This window comes from Allobosea sp. NPDC003192, assembly GCF_050275675.1.
Classification (GTDB): Bacteria; Pseudomonadota; Alphaproteobacteria; order Rhizobiales; family Beijerinckiaceae; genus Allobosea.
On the sequence record NZ_JBNNPK010000021.1, the window covers coordinates 61845 to 78741 of the forward strand.

The window sequence follows — 16897 nt, forward strand, 5'->3', positions numbered from 1 at the left end:
TCACCGGAGGAGCTTAGCGGAAACCGCCAAATCCGTAAGCCGGCGGGGCGGTCTTTAGCTGCCTTCCCCAAGGCGATTGTGCATGATGTCTCGGCCCAAGGAGCACCGCGATGTCCGATCCCCGTCTGCCTGTCCTCGCCGAGCTCGAGAAGAAGATCCTCTGGCTGGCGTCGTGGACGATCCACAACGCCAATCACATCCGCGCCAATGATGACGGGATGAAGGTCGGTGGCCATCAGGCCTCCTCGGCCTCGCTGGCGACAATCATGACAGCGCTCTACATGGCGGCGCTGAAGCCACAGGACCGGGTGGCGGTGAAGCCGCATGCCTCGCCGATCTTCCATGCCATCAACTACCTGATGGGCCTGCAGACGCAGGAAAAGCTCGAGAACTTCCGCGGCTACAAGGGCGCGCAGAGCTATCCCTCGCGTACCAAGGACATCGACGACGTCGACTTCTCGACCGGCTCGGTCGGCCTCGGCGTCGCCCAGACGCTTTTCTCATCCCTGGTGCAGGACTATGTGAAGGCGCATGGCTGGGGCGGCGACACCCCGGAAGGCCGTATGGTCGCCCTGATTGGCGACGCCGAGCTCGACGAAGGCAACATCTTCGAAGCCCTGATGGAGGGCTGGAAGCACGGCGTGCGCAACACCTGGTGGGTGATCGACTATAACCGCCAGTCGCTCGACGCGGTCGTCCGCGAAGGCCTCTACGACCGGATCGAGCAGATGTTCCGCGCCTTCGGCTGGGACGTCGTCACGCTGAAATACGGCTCGCTGCAGCAGGCGGCGTTCAAGGAGAAGGGCGGCGAGCGGCTGAAGGCCTGGATCGATTCCTGCCCGAACCAGCTCTATTCGGCCCTGACCTTCCAGGGCGGCGGCGCCTGGCGCAAGCGCCTGATGGACGATCTCGGCGACCAGGGCCCGGTCACCAAGCTGATCGAGAAGCGCTCCGATGCCGAGCTTTCGGCGCTGATGTGCAATCTTGGCGGCCACGACCTGCCCTCGCTGCTCGAAGCCTTCGAAGGCATCACGCATGACCGGCCGGTCTGCTTCCTGGCCTACACGGTCAAGGGCTTCGGCCTGCCGCTCGCCGGTCACAAGGACAACCATGCCGGCCTGATGACCAAGGAGCAGATGGAAGGCTTCAAGGCCGCCAACAAGGTCCGGCCCGGCCATGAATGGGATCTGTTCGAGGGGCTTAACCTGCCGGAAAGGGAGATCCGCGCCTTCCTCGACAAGGTGCCCTTCTTCGCCAAGGGGCGCCGGCGTCATTCGGCCCCTGCTTTGCCCGTCCCGGCCAAGCTCGAAGCCGGCATCCAGGCGACGATGTCGACGCAGATGGGCTTCGGCAAGGTGCTCGACGAATTGGCGAAACTCGGCGGCCCGCTCGCCGACCGCATCGTCACCACGGCGCCCGACGTCACCGTCTCGACCAATCTCGGCCCCTGGGTCAACCGGCGCGGCCTGTTCGCGCGGGCCTCGATGGCCGACACCTTCAAGGACGAGCGCATCCCCTCGATGCAGAAATGGGAATTCTCGCCGAAGGGCCAGCATATCGAGCTGGGCATCGCCGAGATGAACCTGTTCATCAACCTCTCGGCGCTCGGCCTGTCGCACTCGATCTTCGGCGAGCGGCTGATCCCGATCGGCACGCTCTACGACCCGTTCATCTCGCGCGGCCTCGATGCGCTGAATTATGCCTGCTACCAGGACGCCCGCTTCATGGTGGTGGCGACGCCGGCCGGCGTCACGCTGGCGCCCGAGGGCGGCGCCCACCAGTCGATCGCGACGCCATTGATCGGCATGAGCCAGGACGGGCTTTGCGCCTTCGAGCCGGCCTTCGTCGACGAGCTCGCGGTGATGATGCGCTGGTCGTTCGAATATCTGCAGAAGGATGGCGAGGGCGACCCAGACGAGCGCACCTGGCTGCGCGACGAGACCGGCGGTTCCGTCTATCTCAGGCTCTCGACCCGCCAGGTCGAGCAGCCCAAGCGCGCCATGACGCTGGAGCTGGAGCGCGACATCATCGATGGCGCCTATTGGCTGAGGAAGCCCGGCCCGAACGCCTCCGTCGTCATCGCCTATACCGGCGCCGTCGCGCCCGAGGCGATCGAGGCTGTCGGCCTGCTCGGTGAGGACCGGCGCGATGTCGGCCTGCTCGCCATCACTTCGGCCGACCGGCTGAACGCCGGCTGGCAAGCAGCCGAGCGGGCGCGCCAGCGCGGCAACCACGCCGCGACCAGCCATGTCGAGCGCCTGCTGGGCGAGCTCTCGCGCGATTGCGGCATCGTCTCGGTGCTGGACGGGCATCCGGCGACGCTAGCCTGGCTCGGCAGCGTCCACGGTCACAGGCAGAAGGCGCTCGGCGTCGAGCATTTCGGCCAGACTGGCACGGTCGCCGACCTCTACCGCCATTTCGGCATCGACGCGAACGCCATCGTGCACGCGGCGAACGCAGCGGCGCCGGGCCGGCCGGTGAGATATCTCAAGGCGCTGCCATAGGGCGCAACACGGAACCCCTCTCCTGAAAGGAGAGGGGCAGGGGTGAGGTGTTCGGAGTGAAATCGTTAGCTGCAACGTAGCCGCGGTGAGCGCTCGCGGAACTGGTCAAACCGCCCACACCTCACCCTGCCCTCTCCTTCCAGGAGAGGGTTCCCCGCGCCTCGGATCAGCCGCCCCGTTTCACCTTCACGCCCGCGATCAGCCACGCACCCGTCAGGAAGAAGCCGATCAGCACCGCCAGGCCCGCGCGTTGGCTCGCAAAAACGGTCGTCGCGAGCGCAACCAGCGTCGGCCCCAGGAACGAGGTCACCTTCCCCGCCAGCGCGAACAGGCCGAAGAACTCGCCGATCCTGGCCGGCGGCGCGATCCGGGCGAGCAGGCTCCGCGAGGAGGCCTGCAGGGGGCCTGCGACGAGACCGATCAGTAGGCCCAGGCCGAGATAGACCTTCTCAGGCAGCGAGGCGAAGAGGCCATCACCCGGCGTCGCTGGCGCCGCTTCGATCACGAAGGCAACCTGCCCCGGCCCGAGCGAGAGGATGCCGAGGCAGGCGAAGAGCAGGCAGGCGATCGCCCCGAGGATCACCGGTTTGCCGCCGATCGCATCGTCGAGCTTGCCGCCGGCCCAGGCCCCTAGCGTTCCGGTGACGGTGAGCAGGATGCCGAACACGCCGAGCTCGATCGTCTGCCAGCCAAAAACGCCGGCACCGTAGATGCCGCCGAAGGCGAAGAGCGCGACCAGCCCGTCCTGGTAGATCATGTTGGCGAGCAGGAAGCGGCCGAGCCCGGGCAGCGAGGGCAGTTCGGCGATCGTCGCCTTGAGATGCGAAAAGCCGCCGGCTGCCGCCTGCTTGAGCGGGATGCCGGTGCGCGGAGAATCCGGCGTCAGCAGGAACATCGGCGTGACGAAGACCACGAACCAGAGCGCGGTGAGCGGTCCCGAGAAGCGGTCGCCCTCGCGCGCGGCGGCATCGAGCCCGAACAGCGGCGACAAGCCCGCCAGCGTCTTGCCGGTATGCGGATCGGCGGCGAGGAAGCCGAGCGTCAGCGCCAGCGAGACCAGGCCGCCGAGATAGCCGACGGCCCAGCCGGTACCGGAGAGCCGCCCGAGCCGCTCCGGCGGCACGAGGCGCGTCATCATCGCATTGTTGAAGATCGTCGCGAACTCCGCGCCGATCGTGCCGATGACGAAGCCGCAAAGCGCGATCGGCACCGCCCAGGGCGATCCCGGTTTCGCATACCAGAGCATCGCCGAGCCCGCGACCAGCATCGCGCCGAACACGGCGATCCACGGCTTGCGCGGCCCGGTGCGGTCGGCGATGCCGCCCAGCAGCGGCGAGAGCAGCGCGATGGCGAGCCCGGCAAGGCCGGTCGCATAGCCCCAGAGCGCCTGGCCCTCGGCCGGATCGCTCGCCAGCGCCGAGGCGAAGAAGGGCGCGAAGACGAACGTGGTGACGAGGGTGAAGAAGGGCTGCGCCGACCAGTCGAAGAAAATCCAGGCGACGACCGAGCGCCGCGGCGGATAGGTCGCCGGCCGGTCGCCGGCAGCAGGCAGGGACGCGGCGCTCACTGCAGCGTCGTGTCCGGGTCGGAGCCGCCGCGCGCCAGCTCGATCTCGGTGATTGCGACCAGCACCTCGGCCCGGCTCTTCAGGCTCGGCGCCTCCAGCAGCGCCTGCTTCTCGCGCGGCCCGAACGGACACATCATCGAGAGCGCATTGACCAGCGCCTCGTTCGGCGCCTCGTTGACGCCCTTCCAGTCGATCTTGAGCTCGTTCGCCTTGGCGAAGCTGCGCAGCGCCTTGAGCAGGCCGGCGCGGTCGACCTCGTCCTCGCCGGCGCGCGCCTCGAAATCGACGACGAAGTCGCCATAGGAGACGCGCCCCTGGCGATAGGGTGTGGTGACCGAGAGCTCCTCCTCGAGCCGGAAGCGGGAGACGCCGGTCAGCGTGATGATGTAGCGGTCGTCGCCCGTCTCGGCGAACTGGGTGATCCGGCCGATGCAGCCGACCTGAAGCAGTCCCGGTGCCTGCGCCTGGCGGCCGTTCTCCGGCTCGGGCTGGATCATGCCGATGACGCGGTGCGTGCGCAGCGCATCGTCGATCATGGCAAGATAGCGCGGCTCGAAGATGTTGAGCGGCATCTGCCCGCGCGGCAGCAAGAGCGCGCCGGCGAGCGGAAAGAGCGGGATCACCGCCGGGCAGTCACCCGGCCCGGAGTAGACCGCGTTCATGCCCATCGGCGTGCGCTCCCCTCTCCTCACGAAAACAGCAGGCCCGACAGCTTGCGCCGCCCGGCGACACTGTGCTCGTCCATCGGCCCCCAGGCCTCGAAGAACTGCAGCAGCTGCTTGCGGGCGCCGTCATCGTTCCATTTGCGGTCGGCCTTGATGATCGCGATCAGATGGTCGACCGCCTCCTCGCGCTTGTCGCGGGCGTTCAGGGCCAGAGCGAGGTCGAACCGCGCCTGATGATCCCTGGGATTGGCCGCGAGCTTGGCTTCGAGTTCGGCCGTGTCGCCGAGCGAGGCGGCCTGCTCTGCGAGTTCGACCGCAGCCCGGACGGCAGCCACCGCCGGATCCTGCGCCTTCGCTTCCGGCACCATGGCGAGAAAGCCCTTGGCACCCTCGATGTCGCCGGCGTCGAGATGCAGGCGCGCCATCCCGGCGATCGCCGTGATGTTCTCGGGCTCGGCGGCCAGCACCTCGGCATAGAGCTCGCTCGCGCCGGCGGCATCGCCCGCCTCGAGCGCCTGCGCCGCAGCCGCCAGGACCTCCTCGACCGGCCCCGGCCCCATCGGCCCGACCAGACGCTCGATGAAGGCCTTAACCTGGCTCTCCGGCTGCGCGCCCATGAAACCGTCGACCGGCTGGCCGCGCTGGAAGGCGATCACCGCCGGAATCGACTGGATGCCGAGCTGGCCCGGGATCGCCGGGTGCTCATCGATGTTCATCTTGACCAGCTTGACCTTGCCGCCGGCCTCGTTGACCACCTTCTCGATCACCGGGGTCAACTGCTTGCACGGGCCGCACCATGGCGCCCAGAAGTCGACCAGCACCGGCTGGTTCATCGATTCGGCGATGACGTCCTGGCGGAAGCCCTGCGTTGTCGTGTCCTTGATCGTCCCCTTGGCCGGGGCCGCATCGCCATTGACCAGCATGGCTCGTCCTTCACCTAGCAATCTGTCGACGTGAAATTCGGAAAACCGGATGCCCGCCATGGCGAGCCACCCCATAGATGGGTGGCTTCAGCCGTTCTGTCCATCGTCCGGCGGCGTCGGAAGGTCAATGATCATCGGCTCGTGTCCGACCGCGCGCAGGAAGGCGAGCATGTCGTCCCTGGAGATGCCGAGCGTCGCCGTGTTGACCAGCGGATGGAAATTCAGGCGCCCGCCATCCATCAGGGCGGCATCGAGCACCATGGTGACGTCTCCGGCATGATCGTTGACCACGGCGAAGGCGGTGACCGAGCCGGGCGTGACGCCGAGCTTCTCCATCAGCAGCTCGGCCGAGCCGAAGGACAGCCGCCCGCTGGCGCCGAGCCGCTCGTGCAGCCGCTTCAGGTCGATCCGCGTGCTCTCCAGCGCCGAGACCAGGAAGATCCGCCCCTTCTTGTCCTTCAGGAACAGGTTCTTGGTGTGGTGACCGGGAACCTTGCCGCGCAATTCCTTCGATTCGGCGACGGTGAAGACGGCGACGTGGTCGATCCGCTCGGTCTTGATGCCGAGCTCGTCGAGTCTTGCGATGAGGTCGTCGGGAGAGAGCGGCGTGGGCATGGGCAGCCAATAGGGAATGAGAACGAGCCGATGCCTAAGGCCGCAGGCCCGCGCAGGCAAGCGACGCGAGGCGCGAAAGAAGCGTGCCGATCTTGCCGCTCCGTTGCGCGCACTGCATTTCGCCGGACGTGGGAGCCAGCGAGTCGCCTCCGGAATGACGGGTTCGCATCCGCCATATCGACTGCTGGGACGATACGGCTATCCTCATGGCAGGAAGCATCCCCCGAAACAGCCGCATTTTCCGGGCTGTTTTGCCGGGCTGTCACGTGACGATCAGAAAATTGCAACAAGGCGCTTGCGCTTCCCGTCGCTTTGGGGCAATAACCCGGCCGCGCCGCCAACACGGCGCGACTGTCTCGGATGCGGGTGTAGCTCAGGGGTAGAGCACAACCTTGCCAAGGTTGGGGTCGAGGGTTCGAATCCCTTCGCCCGCTCCAGACAATCTCAATAAAATCAAGCTCTTAGCAGACGCCCTTCGGGGCGTTTTCTGCTTCCCCACCCCCTCTGGCCCCGCCGGGGAAGCAGGGGGGAAGCAGCAGAAAGCATTTGCCGCGTTGTGCGATGCAGCAGACATTCGGCTTTCTGGCCGGCTCGTCGGGGCCGATGCAGTGGTGCCGAGCGCCTTGCTGAGGACAATCGCCTTTGCTGCGGACAGCATGGTCGGCATCGCTCCCGTGCTCCCTTCGATCCAGCACATCGCTATTTAAGCGCGCTTACCTTAGCAGGATCATTAATTAAGCCAACTGGCAATTGCTTAAATAGAGCCCACCATCGATAGTGCCTGCATGGTTGACGCTCCCCCCCTCGATTCGCGACTAGGACGTTTCATCGACACGCCTGTCGGAGGCGATGTCGTCCGCGCCTTCGTGCCGCCCGCCCTTCCGCCACAGCCGCCGATCGACATTCTCGCCCTCTTACCGCAGTTGAGCCTGGCCGAGCGGGCACTCGGCCGGCTCGACGGCATCACCACGCTGCTGCCGCGCCAAGAACTCTTCCTCTACATGTATGTGCGCAAGGAGGCGGTGCTCTCCTCGCAGATTGAAGGGACGCAGTCGACGCTGAGCGATCTTCTGCGCTTCGAGACGGAAGCGCAGTCTGGCCAGCCAATCGACGACATTCGCGAGGTCTCGAATTACGTCGATGCCATGATGTTCGGTCTCGAGCGTTTGGATCAGCTCCCGCTCTCGCTCCGGCTCATTCGAGAGATGCACGCCCGCCTCCTGCAAAGCGGTCGCGGCGACACAAAGAACCCAGGCGAGTTCCGGCGCTCCCAGAACTGGATCGGCGGCACCCGCCCCGGCAACGCGTTGTTCGTCCCGCCACCTGTGACGGAGCTCGACGCTTCTCTCGCTGCCTTCGAAGCCTTCATGCATGAAGACCGGTCGCGGCTCCCAGCGCTGATCAAGGCCGGGTTGCTACATGTGCAGTTCGAGACGATCCATCCCTTCCTTGATGGCAATGGCCGCATCGGCCGCTTGCTGGTGACGCTGTTTCTCTGCGTTCATGGAGTGCTGCGACGGCCGCTGCTCTATCTCAGCCTCTATCTGAAAACGCACAGGGCCGACTATTATCGTCTCCTGCAGGAGGTGCGCGAGCGCGGCGCCTGGGAGGCTTGGCTTGAGTTCTTTTTGGCGGGCGTCGCCGAAACTGCGAACCAGGCTTTCGATGCCGCAACGCGCATCGTCGACCTGTTCAGATCGGATCGCGAGCGGATCACCGCGGAAAGCGATCGCCCCGGCTCGGCACTGCGCGTCCATGAACTCTTGCAACTACATCCCTTCCTCACCGCCGGGCAGTTCGTCGGCCAGACAGGCCTCAGCATGCCCACAGTCAATGCCGCCTTAGCCGATCTGGAACGGCTCGGAATTGTCGAAGAGGTAACAGGACGTAAGCGTGGGCGTGTGTTCAGCTATCGCCGCTATCTTGCTATTTTGAGCGAGGGCACGGACCCGCTACCGTCATAACATGACCGTCTTTGGCGCACTGTCTCAGCTAGACTCGCACCTAGCGACCGAAAGATGACGTTCTGAAAGTCCGGGCGGCAAATTGCTCAGGCTGCCATGTCAGCGAAACAGATTTGCTAAGGGCTCCGCCCTCGCGCGGGAAAGGGTGCGCGCCGGCGAGCCGGCGCCGTCCGGGGCGGTCTCCCCGACCTTCCGCGCGGATGCGTCTTCAGCACTTCCGTAAAACCTGACCTGAGCCCTGATCTTCCGCCAGATTTGAGTAGAGTCCGTCACTCACGTGATCCGAGTCCATTCGCTGGACCGCCGGAGGCTGGAGTTTCCGGCCTTTGATCACGGCGGCAGGCTGGGTGCTCTGCCGGGATTTTGCAGCAGGATCGGAGGCTTGTTGCCGATAGCCCCGTGCGGCCGATCCTCGTTGTAGTATCTGAGCCAAGCCTCCATCTTTTCCGCGGCGTCCGCAAGCGTCATGAACCAGTGGGTGTTCAGGCATTCGCTGCGAAAGCGCCCGTTGAACGCCTCGATGAAGGCCGTGGCAGGAGAGCCCCGGCGGTTCGGCTACCGCAGGATCCACATCATGCTGGACCGCCAGGGCATCGTGATGAACCAGAAGAAGCTGCGGCGGCTCTATCGCGAGGAGAAGTTGCAGGTGCGCCGGCGCGGCGGCCGCAAACGGGCACTGGGCACGCGCAGGCCCATGCTCGTGCCTGATCGGGCCAATACGCGCTGGAGCCTCGATTTTCTCTCCGACACGATCTCGGACGGTCGTCGCTTCAGGGTGCTCGCCATCGTCGATGACTATACGCGCGAGTGCCTGACGCTCGTCGCCGACAGCGCTTCAGCACGTACTGGCTCAGACTGCGCCTTCACACGCCCTTGCGCACGGAACGCGCGGCCAGGAACTGCTCCATCATCCGCGCCGGCTCGCCGGTGCCGTAAGCCTCGCGCTGGTTGCGGATGCCGGCCTTGAGGCACTCGCGGAAGCTCTCCTCCGTGACCTCGCGGAAGCGGGCCTTGTTGAGGCGCATGGCGACGGGCGGCTTTCCGGCCAGCTCCCCGGCCAAGGCAAGAGCCGCTTCCATTACCTTGTCCTTCGGCACGATCCGGTTGATCAGGCCGATGCGGAAGCACTCGTCGGCAGTCATCATCCGCCCGGTCAGGGTCAGGTCGATGGTGCGGGCGATGCCGATCATCTCGCGCATGATCCAGGGGCCGGTCACCGAGGCGATGCCGGAATTGATCTCGGGCTGCCCCATGGTGACGCCATCATGGCCGATGCGCAGGTCGCAGAGCAGCGCGACCTGGAAGGCCGAGCCAGCAGCGACGCCATTCAGCGCCGCGATGATCGGCTTCGAGAGCGAGCGGATGCGGTCATAGAGCCGCTCCCATTCGCCCATCCACAATTCGGCGCGGTCGGGATCGAAGGTCTTGGTCTCATTGAGGTCCTGCCCGGCTCCGAACGCCCGATCCCCTGCCCCGGTCAAGATGATGGCGCGCACGGCCTCGTTCGCCTCGAGTTCGTCGAGGCCCTCGACGAGGCGGGCCCGCATCGGCGCGTTCCAGGCATTGAGGATTTGCGGGCGGTTGAGGGTCAGGATGCCGATCGCACCGCGCACCTCTATGAGAACGGAATCCGTCATGTCTGTCTCCAGTGGCCTTGCTCGAAAGGGATCAGTCTGAATTCCGCGCAACGTCGGCGCCGGGAAACTCTGTCAGGAAGGTGCTGTCGCTCAGCATCGTCCTGGCGCCTGACTGACATTTGGGCGTCGGCCAGGTGCAGCTCCGGCGGGCGTGGAGTTCCGGTTCGTTGCTGGCAACCGTGGCAGCTCTGATCACTTCACATGGACATCGATCGCGAGCGTGAGTTCGTCGACCCGCGGCTCGTAGCGGAGCTTGCCGCGCGTGACCCAAATGTTCTTGAAGTGATAGAGTGGGATGATAGCGACGTCGCTCGTGACCAGCTTGACAGCATCGAGCACGAGTTGCTCGCGTTTGGCATCGTCCGTCTCCGCGATCGCGGCTGCGGTGACGTCATCCAGCTTGGCATTGGAGTATTGGGCCCAGTTGTAGAGTCCCCAGCCCGTCTCCTTGTTGCGCACACCGACCAGGTCACGCAGCAGACCGGTGCCCTCCATCGAATTGTTGCTCCAGCTGCCGAGATAGGCGGCGAACTGACTTTTGGCCCCGCGCGAGGAGTAAACGCTGAACGGAATTGCATCGATCGTGGTCTCGATGCCGATGCGGCTCCACATCTGTGCGAGGGCCTGTGCGACTTCGACGCTGTAGGGCACGCGATCGTTCGAGGTGGACAGCGTCAGCTTGAAGCCGTCGCCAAAGCCCGCCTCTTTCAGAAGCCGCTTCGCCTTCTCCGGATCGTAAGCCGGCACCGGCGTCTTGGCGTCGTAGCCCATGATGCCGAGTGGCAGCCATTGGCCAGTCGGCGTGGCGGTGCCGAGCAGGATGCGTTCGGCGATTCCGGTGCGGTTGATGGCCAACGACATGGCTTCACGCACCTTCTGATTGGTCAAGGGGGAGGGGTCGATCCTGGCTCCCTTCTTGTCGAGGACGGCAGGGGCGTCCTCGGCGGGCTTGATCATCGGCACCACATAGTTGACGCGCATACCGGCGACCGAGGCGATGCGGACGTTATCGGTCTTTTCGAGCCTCTGCAGGTCGCTCGCCGATGGCGAGTCGATCATATCAAGGTCGCCCGACAGAAGGGCCGCGGTGCGCGCAGCCACGTTCGGGATGAGGCGGATCCGCAGGCTCGTCCACTGCGGCTTGTCGCCCCACCAATTGTCGTTGCGGACAAATTCGATGCGCTCGCCGGGCGTATAGCTGACGAATTTGAAGGGGCCGGTTCCGATAGCGGCTTTGCCGCTGTTGTAGTCTGCCGTGCTGGCGTCGGTGCCCGCGTGACGCGAGACGACGGCGAGGCGGGTCAGGTCGCTCGGCAGATTGGGAACGGGACTCGTGGTCTCGAGCCGGATCACCGTCGGGTTCACCACCTCGGCGTTTTTGATCGGCCTGATGATACCGGCGAAGCCGCCGAGGTTGTTGGGCACATCGATGGCGCGCTTCAGGGTGAAAGCGACGTCGTCGGCGGTGAAAGGCTTGCCGTCATGCCACGTCACGCCTTCGCGCAGCTTGAACTCCCAGGTCGTCGGGGTGACGGCGCGCCATTCGGTGGCGAGGCCGGGCGTCAGCTTGCCATCGGAGCTGCGATGCACCAGCCGGTCGAAGATATGGAACGCGACGAGGTTGTTCGGGGTCGTGCTGTAGAAGTGCGGGTCGAGCGAGTTCACAGAGCCGCCAATGCCGATGGCGAGCTTCTCCGCCAATGCCGCCGGCACGCCAAGGCCCAGCATGAGAGTAGACGCCAGCGCGAGACGCCGCATGGGCGTAACGATGGACCGGAACATGTCTCATCCCCGTATTATTGTATTGCAATAACTAATATACGAATACAATTTCTATGAACTGTCAAGCCAAGTCGCGACGCTGCGGGCGGATTCGCAGCTGCCGTGCAGATCCGAGGCCGTCCTGCCGATAGACGGGAACGCGCTGAAGAAATGGGTTTCGCTATTCGTCGGACATGTGCAGGAACACGGTGAGGCAAGCCGCGCCGAGCAGGATGGTGCATCTGGACCCGGGGGTGGCCCGGATAGTCAGGAAATCAGAGTCTCAGTCGCGCGCTGAGCGGCCTTGGTGACGAGCGGGGCCAGTTCCCGAATCGCCGTGCCACGGTCATAGCGGGTTGTCAGTGTCGAGAGGTTGATGGCTCCGATAGCTCGGCCGGCACGATCGTGGACCGGCGCGGAGACGGAGATGCTGCCCTGTTCCATGTTCTTCTCGGTAACCGAGAAGCCCGCCGTCTTCGCCGTTTCGAGAACGCCCATCATCGCGGCAGCGTTCGCGGCTTTCGTCCTCTGCGCGACCGAAGGATGCGACATGGCCCAGATCTTCTCGACATGGCTCGGCGCGCAATGGGCGAGCAGCATCTGTCCTGAGGACGAAGACAGCGCGGGAAAGCGCGTGCCGACCGGTAGGTTGACCGACGAGATATGGGTGCTGGGCAGCGTCGCGATGATGACGATCTCGGCACCGTCGACCTCAACCCAGGAAATGGTCTCGCGCGTCCGCTCGCTGAGTTCGCGCATCGCCGGGTAGGCTGCCTCCAGCCCAAGGTTGGACGAGGCCGCATGCTGCACGAAGCGGAAAACCTTTCTGGAGAGCGAGTAGCGCTTGGCCTGCTCGTCGCGTTCGAGATAGCCGAGACGTTCGAGCGTGTAGATGAAGCGCTGCGAGGCGCTGCGGCCGAGCCCTGTCCGGATCGCTATGTCGGAGAAACTCAGATTCGAAGACGACTTGTCGAAAGCTTCGAGGACTTTCATCGCCTTGGCGACGGATGCGACGAAAAGGCGCTCGTCGATCTCCGGACCGGAAGTCGAAAGCGCTTCTCCGCCGTCGGCCGCGGACAGTGCGGAAGTGTGACTCGTCGGCTGCGACGCCATTGTGCGGTCCGGTCCTCTGGTTCGCTTCCGCAGATGTAACAGCTTCGACACCGCCCTCAACCCTGGGCAGCGGAGCCGACGGCGGCGAGGAAGCGCTGCCTGAGCAGGTTCTTCTGGATCTTGCCGAGTGTGTTGCGAGGCATCTCGGCGAGCACCTCGATCCGCTTGGGCACCTTGTAGCTAGCGAGGGACGACTTCAGGGCGGTGATCGCCGCATCCGGCTCGAAGCCCGCCTGGGGGTCGGATAGTTGCACGAACGCCAGCACAGCCTCGCCGAAATCCGGATGTGGCACGCCGATGACGGCGCTCTCGGCGACGCCATCCAGCGCGTTCAGTTCCGCCTCGACTTCCTTCGGATAGACGTTGAGGCCACCGGTGATGATCAGATCGGTACCGCGCCCCAGCACGCTGACATAGCCGTGCTCGTCGATGCGGCCAAAATCGCCGGTGACGAACCAGCCGTCCCGGAACGCCTCTACTGTCTTATCCGCATCGCGCCAGTAGCCGAGGAACGGCTGGGGCTGGCGCAGCTCAATCATCCCGACCGTGCCCGGGGGCTGCTCCGTTCCGTCCGCGTCGACGATCCGGATGCGGGAACCGGCGAGGGGCAGGCCTGACGTATCCGCGCGGCGGACATCTCCGACGCGGTTCGAGGTCGCTATCAACGCTTCCGTCAGACCGTAGCGGTCGAGCAGGCGATGGCCGGTGCGTTCCGCGAAGGCCTCGAAGGAATCGGCGCGCATTGGAGCCGAGCCGGTGATGAAGAGGCGCATGTTGCGGCAGAGCTGCCTGTCGAAACGGGCATCCGCCATCAACCGGCTGTAATAGGTCGGCACGCCTGCAAAGATCGTGGCGCGCGGCAATTGCGCGATCACCGGATCGGTCTCGAATTTCGGCAGGAGAATCATCGATGCTCCACCTGCCAACATGGGGGTGGTCGTCCCGAAGAGCCCGTAAGCCATCGGGTTGGCGTGCAGCAGGACGTCAGCGCGCGCGATCTCCCAGCAGGCAGCGAGCGCGCGCGCATTCCAGATCACGCCGCCGGCGGAGAGCAGCGCACCCTTGGGCTTTCCGGTCGTACCGGAGGTGTAGACCATGGCGTTCGGCTCGGAGGCGGAAACCGGAGTGAGATCGGCCAGCCCGGGCAGGTCGCGGCTCTCCGCGGCGAGGCTGCCCTTGCCGCCGGCGTCGAGCGTCAGCATCTGCAGGGCTCCGGCTGCCGCCACAGCCGCGTGCCGGGAGGGATCGCAGACCACCAGCGCCGGTTCGGCATCCCGGACAATATGAGCAATCTCCGTGTCGGTGAGCCCGATATGGATCGGTAGATAGACAGCGCCGAGGCGACATGCAGCGAGATAGAGGAGGATCCCCTCGGGAGATTTCTCGAGCACGCCGCCGACGAGCTGTCCCTTCGTGACGCCGTGCTTTGCGAGCAACCGCGCATAGCGCGCCGTGATCTCGGGAACCTCGCCGAAGCGGATCCTCCGCCCGGCAGACGTTTCCATGAAGACTCGACCGGGGTCATTGCCCGGATCGAACAGGGCGCCGAAGACATTTGCGTCGTCGGGGACGGAAATGACGGTCATCGTATGCATCCAGGCGGGAAGAGGCTTCAGCGGCCGGTGAAGACGGGCTTGCGCTTCTGGGCGAAGGCGCGTGCGCCCTCCCGATAGTCCTCGCTGCGATCAGCGGTGTCGGAGAGAGCGGCAACCTCAGCCGCGACCGCGGCGAGCCGGCCGTGCAGGAATGCGTCGCAGGCGAGCTTGGCTGCCCGGATCGACAGGGGCGCGTTGGCGATGATCGGCTCGGCCAGGCGCAGCGCCGCCTCGACGACATCGCCCTCGACCACATCGGAGACGAGGCCGCAGGACCGCGCCGCCTGCGCATCGATCAGCTCACCCGTATAGAGCATGTGCCGCGCCATGGTGACGCCGGCGGTTGCGGCCAGAAGCTGGGTACTCTCCGCCGGGTAGACGAGGCCGAGCTTGGCGGGCGGCACACCGAAGCAAGCCGTTGCGTCGGCGACCCGGAAGTCCGCCCTGAGCGCGAGCGTGCAGCCGCCGCCGACGCAGGGGCCGCTGACGGCGGCGATGACCGGAACCTGCAGGGAAGAGATGGCCGCATAGCAAGCCATGATCCCATCCCAGTAAGCTTGCCGCGCCGGTGGATCATCACGCACCGCAGCGAAGGCGCCGATCTCATCGCCCGCGCAGAAGGCGCCGCCGCGCCCGGCCAGGATGACAGCCCGAATTTCCCTGTCGGAACGAAGCGTCCTGAAGATGTTGCCCAGTTCGCACCAGGCTGCGCCGTTCAATGCGTTTCGCTTGGCAGGCCGGTTGATGGCGACGATTGCGACAGCGCCGCGCCGCTCCAGTTCGATATCCGGCATTTGGTTTCAGAGCTCCCTCTTTCCCGACGGCTTGACACATCTCCAGCACGAATATCAATATGCAATTCTGATTATTGAATAACAATAATCATCTTTCTGAATCAGTTGCTGGGACGAAGCATGCGGATCGACGACGCCACCATCGGGCAGCTCTGGGATGCCCGCGCCGCGCGGGGCTCGGCACACATCTATTGCCATTTCCAGGACCAGGACTGGACGGTCGGAGAGCTCAATGAACGCATCAACCGGCTGGCGAATGCTCTTCTCGCCGCCGGCCTGCGCAAGGGAGACCGCGTCGCGGTGATGCTGCCGAGCCATCCCGATCACATCGTCACCATCTTTGCCTTGGCGAAGGCCGGGCTCATCCGGATTCCCGTCAACGTTCATCTGAAAGGCGCCTCGCTCGATTTCGTCTTCGACCGCTTCGAGCCACACGCGCTGATCGCCGATCGCGCCTATGCCGACGCACTCGCGCCGATCGCCGCGAGACTGCCCGCGCTGCAGATCGTCTGGCGCGGCGGCGATGGTCCGCACGACTTCGCGGGATTGGTCGATGCGGCTTCGGCCGAGCGCCCGGCGGTCGCCGTCGCCGCCGACGACATCATCGCGATCACGCCCAGCTCGGGCACTACCGGCGAGCCCAAGGGCGTGCTCAAGAGCGATCGCAGCCTGCGCGCCGGCCCGATGGGCACGCTGGCGCTGACGGGCGCGAAGGCCGGTGACGTCTTTCTGCTCTGGGAACCGCTGCATCACGGAGCCGGGGTTGCCGTGCTGATTGCGGCGCTTATTGAGCCGATCACGCTCGCCATGGTCGAGAAGTTCAGCGCATCGAAGTTCTGGGACGAGGTCCGGCGCTACGACGTGACCCATATCCACTATCTCGGCGGTGTGCTGCCGCTGCTCCTCAAGCAACCCGAGAGCCCGCTCGACCGCGAGCACAAGGTCCGGATGGCCTGGGGCGGCGGCTGCCCCATCGATGTTTGGCGCACCTTCGAGGAGCGCTTCGGCGTCGTCTTGCGTGAAGGCTACGGGCTCTCGGAGATGACGACCTTCGTCACCATTAACCCAGAAGGGCGGCTCGGTTCCTGCGGCCGGCCACTGCCCTTTTACGACGTGGCGCTGCTCGCTGAAGACGGCCAAGAGGTTCCGGCCGGCGAGGCCGGCGAGATCGCTATCAGGCCGCGCGAGGCGAGCCTCGCCTTCAAGGGCTATTTCCGGATGGAGGAGGCAAGCGCCGCGCTCGTCAGAGACGGCTGGTTCTCGACAGGCGACTTGGCGCGGCGCGACGAGGACGGCTTCCTGTTCTATGCCGGCCGGAAGAAGGACAGCGTGCGTCGCCGCGGCGTGAACATCTCGGCCTGGGAGGTCGAGCGCATCATCCTGACCCATGACGATGTCGAGGAATGCGCGCTGATCGGCGTTCCCAGCGAACTCGGCGACGACGACCTCAAGCTGTTCGTCCGCACCACCGCTGGACGAGAGCCAAATCCGCTGGAGCTGATCCGCTGGTGCGAGGGCCGCATGCCCTATTTCCAGATTCCGCGCTACATCGAGGGCATCGACGAGTTTCCGAAGACCCCGACCCAGCGCATCAAGAAAAGCGATCTCAGCCGCAGCGTCGATTCTTGCTTCGACCTCGAGCGTTCCGGGTACAGGATCGACCGATAGCGGCGCTGCCAAGCCTTGCGAGGTCGTGGACGATGAATGGTCAATCTCGGCGAGTGATCAGATGACGCGCAGTCCTTCCATGCAGGGCATT

At 65.2% G+C, this 16897-nt stretch carries 12 protein-coding genes, 1 tRNA gene and 2 pseudogenes; 5 read left to right on the forward strand and 10 right to left on the reverse strand.

Going from position 1 to position 16897, the window contains the following annotated elements; genetic code table 11:
• Positions 1-110: 110 nt before the first annotated feature.
• A complete protein-coding gene (locus ACQKLX_RS24095) occupies positions 111-2504 on the forward strand; it encodes a transketolase-like TK C-terminal-containing protein (protein WP_427364091.1) in 2394 nt (797 codons plus the stop codon).
• Between the two features lie 166 nt (positions 2505-2670).
• Here ACQKLX_RS24095 and ACQKLX_RS24100 read toward each other — a convergent pair whose 3' ends face one another.
• The 4 genes from ACQKLX_RS24100 to ACQKLX_RS24115 all read right to left on the reverse strand — a co-directional run bounded on the left by ACQKLX_RS24100 (position 2671) and on the right by ACQKLX_RS24115 (position 6274).
• Positions 2671-4071, reverse strand: a complete 1401-nt coding sequence (locus ACQKLX_RS24100; protein ID WP_427364092.1) for an MFS transporter — start codon at positions 4069-4071, stop codon at positions 2671-2673.
• A complete protein-coding gene (locus ACQKLX_RS24105) occupies positions 4068-4739 on the reverse strand; it encodes an LON peptidase substrate-binding domain-containing protein (protein WP_427364093.1) in 672 nt (223 codons plus the stop codon). The genes ACQKLX_RS24100 and ACQKLX_RS24105 overlap by 4 nt, the downstream gene beginning before the upstream one ends.
• A gap of 20 nt (positions 4740-4759) precedes the next feature.
• Positions 4760-5659 (reverse strand): thioredoxin, encoded by a 900-nt coding sequence (gene trxA / locus ACQKLX_RS24110; protein WP_427364094.1) that lies wholly within the window; start codon positions 5657-5659, stop codon positions 4760-4762.
• 87 nt (positions 5660-5746) lie between these two features.
• On the reverse strand, positions 5747-6274 hold the full coding sequence (locus ACQKLX_RS24115) for a prolyl-tRNA synthetase associated domain-containing protein (protein WP_427364095.1): 528 nt from the start codon (positions 6272-6274) through the stop codon (positions 5747-5749).
• 362 nt (positions 6275-6636) lie between these two features.
• On the opposite strand from ACQKLX_RS24115, the gene ACQKLX_RS24120 reads away from it, so the two are divergent.
• Positions 6637-6711: transfer RNA gene (locus ACQKLX_RS24120), tRNA-Gly, on the forward strand.
• A gap of 348 nt (positions 6712-7059) precedes the next feature.
• Positions 7060-8238: a Fic family protein gene (locus tag ACQKLX_RS24125; RefSeq protein ID WP_427364096.1), complete on the forward strand. Its 1179-nt coding sequence runs from the start codon at positions 7060-7062 to the stop codon at positions 8236-8238.
• Between the two features lie 330 nt (positions 8239-8568).
• On the opposite strand, the pseudogene ACQKLX_RS24130 reads toward ACQKLX_RS24125, so the two are convergent.
• A pseudogene (locus ACQKLX_RS24130) lies at positions 8569-8775 on the reverse strand (integrase core domain-containing protein); the annotation flags it as partial.
• Between ACQKLX_RS24130 and ACQKLX_RS24135 the strand changes: the two are divergent.
• Positions 8747-9073: pseudogene (locus ACQKLX_RS24135) on the forward strand (IS3 family transposase); the annotation flags it as partial. The pseudogenes ACQKLX_RS24130 and ACQKLX_RS24135 sit on opposite strands and share 29 nt — an antisense overlap.
• Before the next feature lie 28 nt (positions 9074-9101).
• Here the strand turns inward: ACQKLX_RS24135 and ACQKLX_RS24140 are convergent.
• The 5 genes from ACQKLX_RS24140 to ACQKLX_RS24160 form a co-directional block, all read right to left on the reverse strand.
• Positions 9102-9875 carry an enoyl-CoA hydratase/isomerase family protein gene (locus tag ACQKLX_RS24140; protein WP_427364097.1) on the reverse strand — a complete coding sequence of 258 codons (774 nt, stop codon included), beginning with the start codon at positions 9873-9875 and terminating at the stop codon, positions 9102-9104.
• A gap of 192 nt (positions 9876-10067) precedes the next feature.
• Positions 10068-11657: an ABC transporter substrate-binding protein gene (locus ACQKLX_RS24145; protein WP_427364098.1), complete on the reverse strand. Its 1590-nt coding sequence runs from the start codon at positions 11655-11657 to the stop codon at positions 10068-10070.
• A 246-nt stretch (positions 11658-11903) separates the two neighbouring features.
• A complete protein-coding gene (locus ACQKLX_RS24150) occupies positions 11904-12749 on the reverse strand; it encodes an IclR family transcriptional regulator (protein ID WP_427364099.1) in 846 nt (281 codons plus the stop codon).
• A 56-nt stretch (positions 12750-12805) separates the two neighbouring features.
• The gene (locus ACQKLX_RS24155) at positions 12806-14335 is read right to left on the reverse strand and encodes an AMP-binding protein (RefSeq protein ID WP_427364100.1); all 1530 of its coding nucleotides are present in this window, start codon (positions 14333-14335) and stop codon (positions 12806-12808) included.
• Positions 14336-14361: 26 nt separating this feature from the next.
• Positions 14362-15138, reverse strand: a complete 777-nt coding sequence (locus tag ACQKLX_RS24160) for an enoyl-CoA hydratase/isomerase family protein (protein ID WP_427364101.1) — start codon at positions 15136-15138, stop codon at positions 14362-14364.
• 120 nt (positions 15139-15258) lie between these two features.
• Here ACQKLX_RS24160 and ACQKLX_RS24165 point away from each other — a divergent pair, with 120 nt between their 5' ends.
• Positions 15259-16806 (forward strand): AMP-binding protein, encoded by a 1548-nt coding sequence (locus ACQKLX_RS24165; protein WP_427364102.1) that lies wholly within the window; start codon positions 15259-15261, stop codon positions 16804-16806.
• Positions 16807-16897: the final 91 nt, after the last annotated feature.